General features: G+C 71.8%; 12 protein-coding genes. 6 read left to right on the forward strand and 6 right to left on the reverse strand.

Features of this window, described 5'->3' with window-relative positions:
• The first annotated feature begins 7 nt into the window (after positions 1–7).
• Complete coding sequence (locus ABD999_RS41495) at positions 8–415, forward strand: zinc ribbon domain-containing protein (RefSeq protein ID WP_345483209.1); 408 nt, start codon at positions 8–10, stop codon at positions 413–415.
• On the opposite strand, the gene ABD999_RS41500 is transcribed toward ABD999_RS41495, so the two are convergent.
• Complete coding sequence (locus ABD999_RS41500) at positions 349–1,125, reverse strand: alpha/beta fold hydrolase (protein ID WP_345483199.1); 777 nt, start codon at positions 1,123–1,125, stop codon at positions 349–351. The genes ABD999_RS41495 and ABD999_RS41500 overlap by 67 nt on opposite strands.
• A gap of 57 nt (positions 1,126–1,182) precedes the next feature.
• Here ABD999_RS41500 and ABD999_RS41505 point away from each other — a divergent pair, with 57 nt between their 5' ends.
• The gene (locus ABD999_RS41505; protein WP_148030103.1) at positions 1,183–1,647 is read left to right on the forward strand and encodes a MarR family winged helix-turn-helix transcriptional regulator; all 465 of its coding nucleotides are present in this window, start codon (positions 1,183–1,185) and stop codon (positions 1,645–1,647) included.
• 48 nt (positions 1,648–1,695) lie between these two features.
• Here the strand turns inward: ABD999_RS41505 and ABD999_RS41510 are convergent, their stop codons facing one another.
• The 4 genes from ABD999_RS41510 to ABD999_RS41525 form a co-directional block, all read right to left on the reverse strand.
• A complete protein-coding gene (locus tag ABD999_RS41510; protein ID WP_345483200.1) occupies positions 1,696–3,120 on the reverse strand; it encodes an L-fucose/L-arabinose isomerase family protein in 1,425 nt (474 codons plus the stop codon).
• Between the two features lie 14 nt (positions 3,121–3,134).
• Complete coding sequence (locus ABD999_RS41515) at positions 3,135–4,040, reverse strand: discoidin domain-containing protein (protein ID WP_271279189.1); 906 nt, start codon at positions 4,038–4,040, stop codon at positions 3,135–3,137.
• Between the two features lie 12 nt (positions 4,041–4,052).
• Complete coding sequence (locus tag ABD999_RS41520) at positions 4,053–5,621, reverse strand: alkaline phosphatase D family protein (RefSeq protein WP_271279190.1); 1,569 nt, start codon at positions 5,619–5,621, stop codon at positions 4,053–4,055.
• Between the two features lie 92 nt (positions 5,622–5,713).
• A complete protein-coding gene (locus tag ABD999_RS41525) occupies positions 5,714–6,499 on the reverse strand; it encodes a DeoR/GlpR family DNA-binding transcription regulator (protein ID WP_271279191.1) in 786 nt (261 codons plus the stop codon).
• Between the two features lie 214 nt (positions 6,500–6,713).
• Here ABD999_RS41525 and ABD999_RS41530 point away from each other — a divergent pair, with 214 nt between their 5' ends.
• From ABD999_RS41530 to ABD999_RS41545, 4 genes are read left to right on the forward strand one after another with little or no spacing between them, the layout of a single operon-like run.
• A complete protein-coding gene (locus ABD999_RS41530) occupies positions 6,714–8,018 on the forward strand; it encodes an extracellular solute-binding protein (protein ID WP_271279192.1) in 1,305 nt (434 codons plus the stop codon).
• Complete coding sequence (locus ABD999_RS41535; protein WP_271279193.1) at positions 8,015–8,929, forward strand: carbohydrate ABC transporter permease; 915 nt, start codon at positions 8,015–8,017, stop codon at positions 8,927–8,929. The genes ABD999_RS41530 and ABD999_RS41535 overlap by 4 nt, the downstream gene beginning before the upstream one ends.
• Entirely contained in the window at positions 8,926–9,738 is an 813-nt protein-coding gene (locus tag ABD999_RS41540; RefSeq protein ID WP_148030109.1) for a carbohydrate ABC transporter permease, read from the forward strand. Before ABD999_RS41535 ends, ABD999_RS41540 begins: the two co-directional genes overlap by 4 nt.
• The gene (locus tag ABD999_RS41545; RefSeq protein ID WP_271279194.1) at positions 9,735–13,526 is read left to right on the forward strand and encodes a hypothetical protein; all 3,792 of its coding nucleotides are present in this window, start codon (positions 9,735–9,737) and stop codon (positions 13,524–13,526) included. Before ABD999_RS41540 ends, ABD999_RS41545 begins: the two co-directional genes overlap by 4 nt.
• On the opposite strand, the gene ABD999_RS41550 is transcribed toward ABD999_RS41545, so the two are convergent.
• A complete protein-coding gene (locus ABD999_RS41550; protein WP_271279195.1) occupies positions 13,516–15,042 on the reverse strand; it encodes an ATP-dependent DNA ligase in 1,527 nt (508 codons plus the stop codon). The genes ABD999_RS41545 and ABD999_RS41550 overlap by 11 nt on opposite strands.
• Positions 15,043–15,222: the final 180 nt, after the last annotated feature.

The following is a 15,222-nucleotide window of genomic DNA, read 5'->3' on the forward strand; positions in this document are numbered from 1 at the left end:
GTCGATCATGGCCGCCGCATGGGGCGGTCTCGTCCGACGGCTCGAGGACAAGGCGCCCGGACGGGTGGTGAAGGTCAACCCCGCGTACACGAGCCAGCGGTGCTCGGCGTGCGGGATCGTGGACCGGGAAGCGCGCGAGAGCCAAGCGCGTTACCGGTGCCGATCGTGTGGATACGCCGGCAACGCCGATGTGAACGCGGCCAGGAACATCGCACACGCGGCAGGGCATGCCGTGTCTGCGCGGGAAGGCCACGGGTTGCCCGGCCGGTGCACCGCGAACCTCAACGCGACCTCCTCCTCGTGGGGTAGTTGCGGTTGGAATCCCCGTGCTTCAGCACGGGGAGGATGTCAAACGGTGCGCAGGAAGTCTCCGAGGATCCTGTTGAAGGCGTCCGGGCGTTCCATGTTGGGGTAGTGGGCGGCCCCGTCGATCGAGGTCGCGCGGCCGTCGGCCACCGCGCCGGCGAGGCGTTCCGCCATGCCGATGTGGTCGGGGGAGTCGGCGGCGCCGTTGACGGCCAGCACGGGGACGCCGATGGTGGGGACGCGTTCCCAGGTGTCGCGCACCGGGACGAGGTGGTCGGGCTCGCCGGCGCCGTGCTTGGACATGGTCTCCATGGCCATGCGGCGCAGGCGGCTCACGACCTCGGCATCGAGCTCGCCGAGCGAGCGGTGCGGACCGGCGGCGAAGAGCATGAACCCCTCGACCGAGGCGTCCAGATCCCCGGCGGCCATCCCGGCGTGCCACGTGGCCATGGCCCGGGTGGTCCACGGGTCGGTGAAGTAGGGCTCGCTGGTCCCCGCCCCGCTGACGACCACGGCGCTGACCAGGTCGGGGTGCTCCAGTGCGGTGTCTACGGCGAGGGCGCCTCCCATGGAGACCCCCACGAGGATCGCGGGGCCGGTGTCCAGGTGGCGCAGCAGGGCGGCGAGGTCGTCGGTGAGCCGGTACGGCCCGGTGGCGTTGGCGGACCGGCCGTGGCCGCGGGCGTCGGGCGCGATGACGCGGTACTCCTCCGCGAACACCGGGATCTGGTCCTCCCACATGCGGTGGTCCAGGAAGCCGCCGTGCAGGAGGACGAGCGGGCGGCCGGTGCCGGTGTCGATCCAGAACAAGTCATCCATGACAACCAAGGTGTCATTCTGTGGCGAGAATGGCAACCCAGGTGTCATCATGGTGGAGTGAGTGAGACAGCGGTTCCCGGAGAGCTGCCCGACCGGCTCATCGAGGTGTTCGACCTCGTGGGGCCGCTCTACCGGCGTGCCCACCGCAAGGTGGAGCAGGACGCGCCCGTCGAAGGGCTGTCGGTCGGGGTCCGGGCCGTGCTCAACATGCTGCGCGAGCACGGGCCCATGACCGTCCCCCAGATGGGCCGAGCCCAGGCGCTGAGCCGCCAGTTCGTGCAGCGCATGAGCAACGACGCGGCCGCGCTGGGGCTGGTGGAGTTCGTCGCCAACCCGGCGCACAAGCGGTCCTCGCTCGTACGGATGACCGAGGCTGGCCGCGCCGCCATCACCGCCCTGATCGACCGCGAGCGCGCGATGCTGGCCCCGGTCGGTGAGCACGTGACCGGCGCCGAGGTCGACGCCTGCGTCCGCGTGCTCTCCAGCCTGCTCCGGCTCCTCGACGACGTGGAGGTCGACTGAGGCGTCGGTGTCCGGCGGGCGGGCCGCCCGCCGGACACCGAGGGCGGGTCAAGGCTGGACGTGGATCAGGTCCGCGCCCAGGATGTCGGTCGTGGCGCGGAGGTCCGCGGCCCGGTGACCGGTGCCCAGCGCCCAGTGGTGGGAGATGCCGGTGGCGCTCCACTCGTCGGTCCACTCGCCGGGGTCGCAGCCGAAGTCCACCCGGGAGGTGGTGTTGCCGATCCGCAGCAGCGGCCCGTCCACGACCTCGCCCTCCGAGACGACGAACCCGTAGCCGCCGTCACGCGCCTGGCGCAGCCCGAACACGGTGACCGGCCCGTGCTTGACGTCGAACTCGACCGACACGCCCCAGCCGCGCTTGCCGTGGTAGACGCCGAGCCCGCGCAGCAGCGGCTTGCGGGCGCTGATCGCCAGGTGGGCCGGGCCGTCGTGGCCCATCTCGACGTGGCCGCGCTGGAAGTCGAGCGCCTGCAGCTCGGTGAACGAGCCGCCGGCGCCGAGCCGGTCCATGATGAGCATCGCCAGGCTGGTGCGCAGCTCGTACTCCCCGGCGGCCGGGATGCCGCGGGCGGTGAGCAGCGACGAGCCGAGGATCATGCCCGCGCCGAGCCGCTCGTGGATCTCGCCGTCGAGGCCGCGGTGGTAGTAGGCGAGGCTGTCCAGCTCGAAGTCCTCGACCAGCCGGTCCAGGCCGACGGACACCCGGGCCGCCCAGGCCAGGTCGTCGTCGTCGACGGAGGCGTCCAGCTCGAACACCTCGCGGGCGAGCTTGACGCGCTCGTCCGCGTCGCCGTCGGTCACCTTCTCCACGCGGACGCGCAGGTCGTCGAACTCCAGCACCTCCACATGCCCGCCGAGGTTCGCGGTGACCAGGGTGAGGTCGGTCGCGACGTCCAGCATGCCGGGGTAGAGGTGGCCCATGAGGCCGTGCCGTCCCCGGCGCAGCGCGGCGCGCACGCCGGCCGCCCGCACCCAGCGGCCGATCTTCTGCCACGCCCGCTCGTCCTCCAGGTAGCCCGACACCGAGCGGAACGGGATGCCGAGCCGGGTGAACGCGTTGGCCATCTCCGGCAGCGGGCACGCCCCGCAGTAGGCCAGCCACTGGCCGGTGTCGAAGGTGGCGTGGTCCATCGACTCGGTCGGCTGCAGGTTGATCAGCAGCATCGGCGCGCCACTGCGCTGCGCGATCGGCGCCAGCATGGTGGCCGTCATGTACGTCGTGAGGAACCCGACGATGAGGTCACAGCCGGCGGCCCTGAGCTTCTCGGCCGCGGCCGCGCCCTCCTGGGCGTCCGAGATGAAGCCGACGTCGACGATCTCGGCGTCGAACTCCCCCATCCGCTCCGACACGCGCGCGGCCGAGCGCTGGAGCTGGGGGAGGAGGTCGGGGAACTGCGGCCAGTACGCTCCCAGCCCTCCGGCCACCAGCCCCACCTTGACGCGGGGCGGGGTGATGCGGGTGAACGTGCTCATCGGAGCCTCCTTCGTCAACGGACCTCGACTTCGACGATCCGGGTGTAGTCGTTGGCGCCGTTCGAGGCGAGCGCCACGATGCGGACGGCGTCCGCGGTGACGGCCGCGAAACCGGACTGCACGGCGCCCGCGATGTTGCCGCGTACCTGGGCGACGGTCTGCCACTGGCCGGCCACCCGCGCCTGGACGTCCCAGTCGCGCAACCCGTAGCGCGCGGCCGGGTAGCGCTCGGAGTCGAGCGTGTACAGGTCCACGCGGGAGATCTGCCGGGCGCCGCCCAGCTCGACCGCGACGGTGTCGGGCCAGGAGCGGGAGGTGGCGTCGTTCCAGCCGTTGCCTCCGGCCCAGCCGCTGGAGGAGCGGTCGCCGTCCACGATGCTGCAGGCCGGGTAGTTGGCGTTGGCATGCTGGGAGGAGGCGGTGACCGGGCGGCGCAGCGCGTGGTTGCCGCCGTTGTCGAGGCTGTCCACGGAGACGACCTCGACCGGCACCTTCACGGTCTGCGACGGGGTCCGCAGACGCAGTTCGTACGAGCCTTCCGCGGTGCCGGGAGGCGGGGTGACGAGCAGTTTCGTGCGGACCTCGTAGCCCGGCGGCAGGTAGCTGGTCAGCATCGTGCGGGAGGCGGTGAGCGGCCGGTCGATCTCCATGTCCATGGTGGCGTACCGGGCCTTCTTGGCGTCGCTGCGCAGGCCGATGTCCACCCGGGCGGGGCAGGAGGGGTCGGCGCCGAGGAGGGCGACGATCCGGTCGGCGCCCGCGACGGGGGTGAGCTTGCCGGAGCCCTTGGCGGATCCCGGCTTGACCTTCATCAGCACCGCGGGCGGCGGCTCGGGGGTGGGAGCGGGGGCGGGGTCCCAGGCGGCGGCGGTGGTGAGCGTGAGGGCGGCGGCGGCCAGCGCGGCGGTGAGGTGACGCATGATCGGTCCTTCCTAGAGCGCGTTGAGGCCGGGGGCGCCGTCGAGGGTGACCAGGCTGGCCCTGGTGGACACGGGGGCGCCGGGCCGGTCCACGTACGGGATGACCTTGTAGTCGGCCCGCCACTGGTCGCGGGTGACCTCGCAGGAGACGTAGCCGCGCTGGTAGCTGGAGAACCTCAGGTGCGGGTTGACGGGGTCGCTGCCGCCGGGCGGCAGTCCGGTGTCCGGGTTGCCGTTGCCGCCGCTGGTGATCGAGGTGCAGACGAACTCCACGCCGACGGTGCGGGAGGACGGGTCGTCGAAGTTCTGCTTCAGCTCCCCGGCGAGGTTGTAGTGGATGTCGCCGGTCAGCACGACGGGGTTGCTCACCTGGCGGTCGACCATGCCGTTGACGACGCGGTCCTTGGCGGCCTTGTAGCCGTCCCAGAGGTCCATGCTGAGCTGCTGGGCGGGGCCGGGGTCGAAGTCGAGCTGGATCATGGCGATCTGCTGGGCGAGCACGTTCCACTTGGCGGGGGAGGCGGCCAGGCCGTCGAGCAGCCACGTCTCCTGCTCGGCGCCGAGCATCTGCCGCGCGGGGTCGAGACGCTCCTCGCAGCCGATCCGCTGGCCGTCGCCGCAGACCTGGTCGTCGCGGTACTGCCGGGTGTCGAGCACGTTGAACTCGGCCAGGTCGCCGAAGGTGAACCTGCGGTAGATCCGGGCGTCGGGGCCCTCCACGGGAGGCACCCTGACGGGCATGTTCTCCCAGAAGGCGCGGAAGGCGTTGGCGCGGATCACCAGGTAGTCCTGCTCGGTCACGTCGCCGCCGGGACCGTGCCGGCCGGCCCAGTTGTCGAGCACCTCGTGGTCGTCCCAGGTGACGATCCACGGCGCCCGGTGGTGGGCGGCCTGCAGGTCTGGGTCGCTCTTGTAGAGGCCGTACTGGATCCGGTAGCGGTCGAGGGTGTCGCACTGCACCCGGTACTGCTCGGGTACGGGGATGTCGCGGTTCCCGCCCGTCGGCCGGATGCCGTACTCGTAGAGGTAGTCGCCGAGGTGGAAGACCACGTCGGGGTTCTCGTCGGCGAGATGGCGGTAGGCGGTGTAGTAGCCGTCGGGCCAGGAGGCGCACGAGGCGAAGGCCAGCCGCAGGGAGTCCGGGCTGCTGCCGGGGGCCGGCGCGGTCTTGGTGCGGCCGGTGGGGCTGATCTCGCCGCCGGAGCGGAAGCGGTAGAAGTACTCGCGGCCCGGCTCCAGGCCCTTGGCGTCGATGTGGACGGAGTGGCCGTACTCGGGGCGGGCCCAGGCGGAGCCGTGGCGGGCTCGCCGGGTGAACCCCTCGTCCTCGGCGATCTCCCATTCGACCTTGAGCTTGGCGAACGGCAGCCCGCCGAGTGGCTGTAACGGTTCGGCCGCCAGGCGCGTCCAGAGGATGACCCGGTCGGGCAGCGGGTCCCCGGAGGCGACGCCCAGCCGGAAGGGGTAGTCACCCTTCACAGCGGCCTGCGCGGTCCAGGGGTCGGCCAGGTCGGTGGTGAAGGCGAGGGCGAGTGCGGAGCCGCCGAGCCCAAGGAAAGATCGTCGCGAGGGACGGTGCATGTTGCTTCCTAAGGTGGGGGGCGAAAGCCCTCACTTTGTAGCAAGATGCAATCGTTTTAACAAGCCTCAAGTTACAAATAACAGCTTCGGCGTTACAACTGCGCCACCTCGACGTGCGCGTGGTGGTCGCGGAGCCGTTGGAGCAGGTCGGCGGGGGCGTTGGCGTCGACCACCACGACGTGGAAGTCGTCCAGCGGAGCCACCCGGTGCAGCGCCACCCGGGCCAGCTTGGAGCCGTCGACGGCGAGGATGCGCCGAGTGCCCGAGCCCAGCATCGCCCGCTTGACCAGCACGATCTCCTGCTCCTGGTGGAAGGCGTACTTCTCGGAGATGGCCGAGGTCGAGACCACCACCACGTCGGTGCTCACCGCCTCGACCGCGTCGACGCAGCCGAGACCGAGAAAAGAGTCATGCGTGGCGTGATATTCGCCGCCGAGCGCGATGAGCCGGATGTCGGGATGGCCGGCCAGGAGCCTGATGGCCTCCAGGAAGTTGGTCACCACGGTCAGCGGGGCGAGCTCCTGCAGCTGGCGGGCCACGGCCAGCGCGGTGGTGGAGTCGTCGAGCATGACCGAGCTGCCCGGCTCGATCATGCCCGCCACCACGCGCGCGATGGCGTCCTTCTCCGCCGTGTGGGCCTTGAGCCGGTAGGCGATGTTGCTCTCCCACACGTTGCTGGCCTGCGCGGTGGCCCCGCCGCGGACCTTGCGCACCATCCCCTGGCGCTCCAGCTCGTCGAGGTCGCGGTGGACGGTCATCACGCTGACCCCGAAGCTCTCGGCGAGCTCGGTCACGGAGACGGAGCCCTGGCGCACGATGTGCTCGGCCATGCCCTGCCATCGCGCTGACCTGCTGGAGGTGTGGGGCCGCGACTTCACCTGAGTCTCCACCTGCTCGGAGGGCTGCGAATTCTACTCTTGACACCCAACTTGGGCGACTCGTAGTCTCCCGGCATCTCTCAGATTTAACAAGTTTGATTGGTAAGTTAACAAACTCGCGGCCCGCCCGTTCTTCGCGCAGCCGTCGTTAAAACGTTCGCATCGGCTACCACCTCCCGGGGATCACAACCCTCCGCACGACCGAGGAGAGACAATGACCGACCTGCTGCGTGAGGCCCGGCTGAGCCGGGGGAACTTCCTGCGCATGATGGGCGGCCTGGCCGCCGCCACCCTCGTCACCGCCTGCTCCACCCGCCCCGAGACCACGACCACGACCACCGGCGGGCAGAGCACGACCGAGTTGAAGTTCATCGGCGTGTCCGACCAGAAGGCGCCGATGGACAAGCTGGCGGCCGCCTACCAGCAGGCTCGGCCGTCGGTGCGGATCGCCGCCTCGTACGCCCCCACCGACCAGGTGCAGACGTCGGTGCGCACCCAGCTCGGCGCCGGGAACGCTCCCGACCTGTACGTCGTGTACCCCGGCAACGGCAGCGCGATGTCGATGACCCAGATCGCCCAGGCCGGGCTGCTGGCCGACCTGTCGGCCCAGGCGTGGACGAAGACCATCCCCGAGGGCTTCAAGCCCGCCTTCCAGCTCGACGGCAAGACCTACATCCACTCGGCGGGCTCGTCGGTCATCGGCGCCGTCTACAACAAGAAGGTGTTCCAGAAGGCCGGCGTCGAGGAGCCGCCGGCCACCTGGAGCGAGTTCCTGTCGGTCTGCGACAAGCTGAAGAAGGCCGGCGTGGTGCCCATCGCGCTGGGCGCGCAGACCCCGTGGGTCACCCAGCTCATCACCTACGCGCTGGTGCCCTCCACCGTCTACGCCAAGGACCCGGCCTTCGACGACAGGCAGCTCGCCGGGCAGGCCACCTTCGCCGACTCCGGCTGGCGCCAGGCCATGGAGATGTACCTGGAGCTGCAGAAGCGCGGCTTCTTCAACGACAACGTCAACGGCACCACGTTCGAGCAGCAGACCTCCATGGTCGCCTCGGGCAAGGCCGCCATGGCCGTGCAGGTGTCGGCCGTGCTGCCCGACTTCCGCAAGGCCGCCTCCGCGCCGGACGACCTGTCGATGTTCCCGCTGCCCGGAGCCGACCAGGCGTCCGAGGTGTGGATCCCGGCGGGCGTCGTGGTCGGGCTCGGCGCGAACGCCAAGGGCGAGCGCGTCGAGGAGGCCAAGGCGTTCGTCGACTTCCTCGGCAAGCAGGAGAACATCAACGCCTGGGCCGAGGCCATCGCCGCCATCCCGCTCACCCAGGACGCCTCCTCCAAGGTCGACCCGGCGGTGGAATCGTTCCTGCCGTTCACCAAGGACCGGGCGGTGCCGTTCATGGACCAGCGCTGGCCCAACGCCGAGGTGCAGCCGGTGCACTTCGCGGTGGTCCAGGAGCTGCTCGCCGGCAAGTCCACGATCGACGAGGCTCTGAAGAAGATGGACGAGGCGTACCGGAAGTGACCCCCCTGACTGCCTTCCGCGCCCGCGCCGCCCGCGTCGCGGGGCGGCGGCGGGTCAGCGCGGATGCTCCGCCCTGGCTGTTCGCCGCGCCCGCGCTGCTGGTCTACGCGCTGGTGGTGCTCTATCCCGCGGCGAGCGGCGTGGTGTACGCGTTCACCGACTGGAGCGGGATCGGCCAGGACATGTCGTTCGTGGGCCTGGCCAACTTCCGCACGCTGCTCGGCGACGAGCAGGCCCTGGGCTCCATCGGCAACACGCTGCTGCTCACCGTGGCGGTCGTGTTCGTGCAGAACGCCGTCGGCCTGCTGCTGGCGCTCGGCGTGCACGCGAAGCTGAAGAGCCGGGCGCTGCTCCGGGTGATCTTCTTCGCCCCTGTCGTGGTCAGCCCGGTGATGGTGGCGTTCCTGTGGAAGTACATCTACAACCCCGACCCCACCGCGGGGCTGAACGGCCTGCTCGGGCTGCGCGTGGACTGGCTGGGCGACCCGTCGGTGGCGCTGTGGTCGATCGCCGGCATGGTCGTGTGGCAGTACGCCGGATATTCCATGGTCATCTTCCTGGCCGGGCTGGAGGGCGTGCCCAAGGAGCTGCACGAGGCCGCCATGATCGACGGCGCGGGCACGTGGCAGCGCTTCCGGTACGTCACCTGGCCCCTGCTGGCCCCCGCCGTGACGATCAACCTGATGCTGTCCACGATCGGCGGGCTCAAGTTGTTCGACCAGGTCTTCGCGGCCACGAACGGCGGCCCCGGCTACGCCACCGAGACGCTGTCGACGGTGCTCTACAAGCAGGCGTTCGTGTTCGGCAAGTTCGGCTACAGCACGGCGATCGCGCTGGTGCTCGCCCTGTTCGTGGCGGCCGTCTCCCTCGTCCAGGTCTACTACCTGCGCAACCGCGAGGTGACCGTATGAGAAGGACCTTCCTGCTCGAGATCGTGATGATCGCGGCAGCGGTGGCGTTCATGTTCCCCGTCTACACGCTGGTGTCGCTGTCGCTGAAGGACCCCGCGCAGATCTCGCAGTCGCCGCTGGCCCTGCCGGACCCGCCCACGGCCGACAACTTCGCCAGCGCGTGGACGGCCGCGGCCCTGGGCCCCTCGCTGGTGAACAGCACGGTCATCACGGTGGTCAGCCTGGTGGCGCTCATCGCGCTCGGCTCGTTCGCGTCGTACTTCCTGGCCCGGGTGAAGACCCGCCTCGGGTACGGGCTCTACATCCTGTTCCTGCTGGGCATCGTGCTGCCGTTCCAGCTCGGCATGATCCCGCTCTACCAGCTGGTGACCGAGCTCGGGCTGATCGGCACGCACGCCGGGATGATCCTCTTCTACACCGGCATCCAGCTGCCCTTCACCGTATTCCTCTACACGGGCTTCATCCGGGCGCTGCCCCGCGACTACGCCAGCGCCGCCCAGATCGACGGCGCCTCGCACCTCGTGGCGTTCACCCGGGTCGTCTTCCCGCTGCTGCGGCCCATCACCGGCACGGTGCTGATCCTCAACGCCGTCTTCATCTGGAACGACTTCTTCACGCCGCTGATCTACCTCGGCGGCTCCGGCTACGAGACGGTCCCGGTCAGCGTCTTCGCCTACGTGGGCCAGTACGTCTCCCAGCACGGCCTGGTCTTCGCCGGCCTGGTGCTCGGCGCGCTGCCGATCGTGCTGGTGTTCCTGGCGCTGCAGCGCTACGTCATCAAGGGCTTCGCGAGCGGACTCAAGGGATGAACGTCCACGACCTGCTGCGGGAGCCGCCCCCGGAGTTCTCCCCGGCCGCCATCTGGTGGTGGAGCGGGGAACCGCTGCGCCGCGACCGGCTGCGCTGGCAGATGGAGCGCCTGGTCGCGGGCGGGGTGCGGAACCTGGTGATCCTCAACCTGGCGCCCTCGGGGCCGACGTTCGGCGCCGACGCCGACGACCCGCCCTTCATGTCGGACGCGTGGTGGGAGCTGCTCGACGGGGTCTGCGCCGACGCCGCCGAGCTGGGCGCCCGCCTGTGGTTCTACGACCAGCTCGGCTTCTCCGGCGCCGATCTGCAGGCGCGGCTGGTGGCGGAGCGCCCGGAGTTCGCCGGCCAGTGGCTGGCCCCCGACGGCTCCCTGACCTCGCGCGGTTTCGACTACCTGTCGCCCGAGGCGTGCGCGGTGCTGCTCGACAAGGTGCACGGCGAGTTCGAGCGGCGGGTGGGACACTGGTTCGGCCGGGTGATCGCCGGGTCCTTCCAGGACGAGCTGCCCACCCTGCCCACCTGGTCGGCCCGCTTCGCCGAGGAGCACCTGGCCCGCCGCGGGGAGCCGTTCACGATCGAGGACCCCGACTGGCTGGCCTACCAGCGCACCCGCGCCGAGCTCGCCGAGGAGGCGTTCTTCCGGCCGCTGGCGCGCTGGCACGAACGGCACGGCCTGCTGAACGGCTGCGACCAGCAGGACCCGGCCCGCGCCGGACACCCGGTGGCGGGCGTGCAACTGTACGCCGACTACGCCGGCACCCACCGCTGGTTCGGCGCGCCCGGCTCCGACCACCACGGCGACGCCCGCCTGCACGCCTCGCTCGCCCACCTGTACGGCAGGCCGCGCACCTGGATCGAGGCCTTCCACTCCAGCGGGTGGGGCGGCACGGTGGAGGAGACCCTCGACTGGCTGCTGCCCTGGCTGCGGGCCGGCGCCACCCTCTACAACCCGCACGCCGTCTACTACACGACCCGGCGCGGCTGGTGGGAGTGGGCGCCGCCGTCCACCGACTGGCGTCAGCCCTACTGGCGTCACCACCGCGTCTTCGCCGACGCGGTCACCCGTCTGTGCGCGGTCCTGTCGCAGGGCCGCCACGCCTGCGACGTCGCCGTGCTGCTGCCCACCGCCACCGCGCAGGCGGGCACCGGGACGGGCCACGTGGACGCGGCCGCCGCCCGCGCCGACGAGGTCTACCGGGAGATCGTCGGCGACATGGCGTGGTTCGCCACCCGCCCCGGCGTCCTCGACCGGCTCGGCCTCGACGCCGACGTCATCGACGAGGACTCGGTACGGCGGGCGACCGTCGCGGACGGTCGCCTCACGGTGTCCACCGAGGCCTACCGCGCGATCATCCTGCCCGCCGTCACGGAGCTGGACCAGGACGTCGCCACCAGGCTCGCCGACTTCGCCGCGGCCGGCGGCCTCCTCATCACCGTCGGCGACCCCCCGCAGTCTCTCCTCGACGCCCACCCGGCCCGCCCCGCGGCGGCCTCGGCCGGATCTCGGGACCTCTCTTCGGGTACGGGCGCCGCTCCTGCGGCGACCCCGGCCGGGTTCAAGGACGTCTCCTCCGGTACGGGCACGGCCGCTCCTGCGGCGACCCCGGCTGGATCTCAGGACGTCTCCTCCGGTACGGGCGCCGCTCCTGCGGCGGCCTCGGCCGGATCTCAGGATGTTTCTTCCGGTACGGGCACGGCGGCTCCTGCGGTGACCCCGGCCGGGTTCGAGGACGTCTCCTCCGGTACGGGCGCCGCTCCCGCGGCGGCCTCGGCCGGATCTCAGGATGTTTCTTCCGGTACGGGCGCGGACGGTTCCGCGCGATCCTGGGGGCTCTTCTCCGACGTGGGCGGGGTTCGTCGTGTGGCGACTCCTACCGGGCTGGGGGAGGCGCTGGCGGAGTTGCCGCGTCGGGTCGAGGCGCCGGTTCCGGCGCTGGTGCGTGAGACCGGCGACGCCACGCTGGTGTTCCTGACGGCCGCACACCCCATGGCCAGCAGGATCAGCGTGGGCCGGCCCGACGAGCGCGGTGTGGACCTCGGCTGGCTGGACGCCGTCATCGACTTCGACCCCGCCAGGTACGCCCGCGACATGCGGATCACCGTCAGGGGCGTCTCGGGCACGCCGCTGCTGGCCCGCCTCTTCGACGGCGGTGAGCCACGCCCGCTCCCGCACACCCGCCACGGGGACGCCGTGGAGGTCGTGGTGCCGTTCGACGACGGCCCCGCCGCGCTGCTCGTGTTCGACGGCACCCCGGCCGAGCCCGTGCCGGACGCGCCCCCGTACCCGGTCGAAACCGATCTCGGGGAGGACTGGGAGGCCGAACTGGTCCCCACCCTGGACGACACCTGGCACGACTTCGGCGGCGGCGCGACGGTCGAGCGCTGGACGTTGCGGACGCCGGAGGGGGAGGCGGTGCACGTCACGTTCGGGCCCCGGGGGGAGCAGCGGGTCGGCGACGGCCCCTGGACCCCGTCGGTGTGGTCGCTCTCCCGGGGGCTGCGCAAGGATCCCGTGCACCGGGACACGCTCGGCCCCAAGGGCCGGGTGCCGGCCGAGTTCCTCGCCTTCGGCAGGGTCACGGCGGGCGCCGAGGCCCGCTTCCGTACCCTGCTCACCGTGCCGCAGGGACGGCCCGCCTGGCTCGCGGTAGGGGCCGGGGCGGAGAAGGCTCTGTGGCTCGACGGCGAGCGGATCCCGCTGGACGACCGCGGCTACGCCGCCGTGACGGCGGCGCCCGTCACAGCCGGCGAGCACCTGCTGGAGCTGCGGCTGACGCCTGAGGAGGAGCTCGACCTGCGCGCCTACGTCTGCCTGGTCGCCGATCCCGCCGACGCCGCCGTCCCGGAGTGGATCGCCGGGACGCCGCTGGAGACCACCGTCAACCTCGGGGACGGGCCGTACGAGCTGCTCCAGGTCGCCTCGACCGCGTACTGCCGGGTCCTGGTCAACGGGCGGGAGGCGGGCAGGCAGGGCGGCTTCGACCCGTACGCGGAAGCGGACATCCCCAGGGTGCGCCGTTACGACGTCGCGCACCTGCTGCACCCTGGCGCCAACACGGTCCGCGTGGAGTCCGGCGGCTGGGTGCTGGTGGACGGGCTGGCGGTGTCCGGCCCCGGATGGTCAGGGGACGTCCGGGTCCGGCGCCGCCAGCACGGCGACCCTCCCGCCCTCCACCTCTGGCCCCGCCCCCACCCGCTGCCGGAGGCCGGCTGGCTCGACGGTCGCCCGGTCGCGCTGCCCGCCGGATTCGCCGTGCCGGGCGCGCGCCCTCGTACGGAGGTCTTCCTCGTGGACGCGCCGCCCGGCGCGAGCGGCGTCGAGGCCGGCGGGGCCCGGGCGCGCTGGACGGAGGACGGCGCGGTCGAGCTGCACGCCGTCACGGCTCCGGGAGCCCAGGGCGGAGCCGCCTTCACCGGCCCGGTGCGGTTCACCTGCGGACCGGGCCGGATGCGGCTGGGCGACTGGGAGGAACGCGGCCTCGCCGGATACAGCGGCGGTGTCCGCTACCGCACTACCGTCACGGCGCGTTCCGGGCCGGGCGTGCTCGACCTCGGCAGGGTCAGGGGCACGGCGGAGGTGACGGTGAACGGGCGTCCGTGCGGGATCAGGGTGTGCTCGCCGTACGCCTTCGACGTCGACCTGGACGACGGCGACAACGTGGTGGAGATCCTCGTCCTCGGCACGCTCGGGCCCTATCTCGACGAGGTCAGCCCCACCCACTTCGTCTTCGCCGGCCAGCGCGTCAGCGGCCTCTTCGGGCCCGTACGGCTGCGTACTAGATCATGAGGGCGCGGACCGTCTCGACCGTGTCGGCGTCCTCGGCGCGCTTGTCGGGGCGGTAGCGCAGGACCCTGGCGAAGCGGAGGGCCATGCCGCCCGGATAGCGGGGCGACCGCTGCACGCCGTCGAAGGCGACCTCCACCACCAGCTCGGGACGGACGCGGACCGTCCACTCCGTGGCGGGGCCGTCGGCGAGCGCCAGGAAACGCTCCGTCTGCCAGGCGAGCAGCTCGTCGGTCAGGCCCTTGAAGGTCTTGCCGAGCATGACGAACCCGCCCGTCTCCGGGTCGCGGGCACCGAGATGGAGGTTGGACAGCTTGCCCTCGCGGCGGCCGTGGCCCCACTCGGCGGCCAGGACCACCAGGTCGAGCGTGTGGCGGGGCTTGACCTTGATCCAGCCCGCGCCGCGCCGGCCGGCCGCGTAGGGGGACGGCAGCGCCTTGACCACCAGCCCCTCGTGACCGGCCTTCACCACCTCGGCGAAGAACCGCTCCGCCTCCGCCACGTCGGCGGTGACGAGGCGCGGGGTGAGCAACGGCGGGGGAACGGTGGCCGCGAGCCTCTCCTGGCGGGCCGCGTACGGAAGATCGAGCAGGTCGGCGCCCTCGACCCGGAGCGCGTCGAAGAAGAAGACGCTCAGCGGCGTCTCCGCGCGCAGGCGATCCACATCGATCTTGCTGCCGGTGCGGGCGGCCGTCACCTGGAAGGGGTGCGGGCGGCCGTCGGGGCGGAGCGCGATCACCTCGCCGTCGAGCACCGCGTCTTCCACGGGGAGCGCCAGCACGGCCTCCACCAGCTCGGGGACCCGCGAGGTGAGGTCGTCGAGGGTACGGGTGAAGACCCTGACCTCCGAGCCCGAGCGGTGGGCCTGGACGCGGATGCCGTCGAGCTTCCACTCCAGCGCGGCGGGGGCGCCCGCCTTCGCCAGGGCGGCGGCGACGCCGGGGGCGCTGCCGGCGAGCATCGGCGAGACCGGGCGGCCCACCTCCAGCCGGAACTCCTTCAGGCGCGGCACGCCGCCCGCCAGCGCCGCCGCCCCGACCGCGGGCAACCAGCCGCGGAGCGTGAGCGCCCGGCGCACGTCGGCCGAGGGCGCCCCGGACGCCTTGGCGACCGCCTCGATCATCACGCCGTCGAGCGCGCCCTGCCGCAGCTCGCCGCCGAGCAGCTTGAGCATGAAGGCCTGCTCCTGGCTGGTCAGGCCGGCGAACAGCTCGTGCACCAGCGCCTTGCGGGCGGCCTGTGAGCCCTGGCCGGACACCGATTTGATCTTGGTGAGCAGGGCGTCGACGTCGGTCAGCGTGGCGGTCGCGGCCAGCTTCGGGCCGGGCAGGTCCTGGAGGGAGCGCCAGCCCACGCCGATCTGGCGCTGCGGCAGCTCACCCGACAGGTAGGCGATGGCGATCTCCGCCTCACCCGGGCCGACCCGGCCGAGCAGCTCGGCCAGATGGCCGATCTTCCCCAGCCGCGCGGGCGTGCGCGCCACCGCCTCGGACACCCGGACCACGTCGATCAGTAGCACACCGCTATCGTGCCTCACCACCACGACATTTCCGCAATCCCCCTTCGATTCGGCCCCCCGGAAGGGCGCGCGAATCCCGTACGAGAAAGAAAAGAAGCACCTCACCGACCCCGGGAAGAACCCCGGCGAACGTACCCGGAGTCGGGATCTCGGGCGGATGTGGCGGACCCGGGGGAGAAG

Origin of the sequence: Nonomuraea ferruginea (assembly GCF_039540635.1) — a bacterium.
GTDB lineage: Bacteria > Actinomycetota > Actinomycetes > Streptosporangiales > Streptosporangiaceae > Nonomuraea > Nonomuraea ferruginea.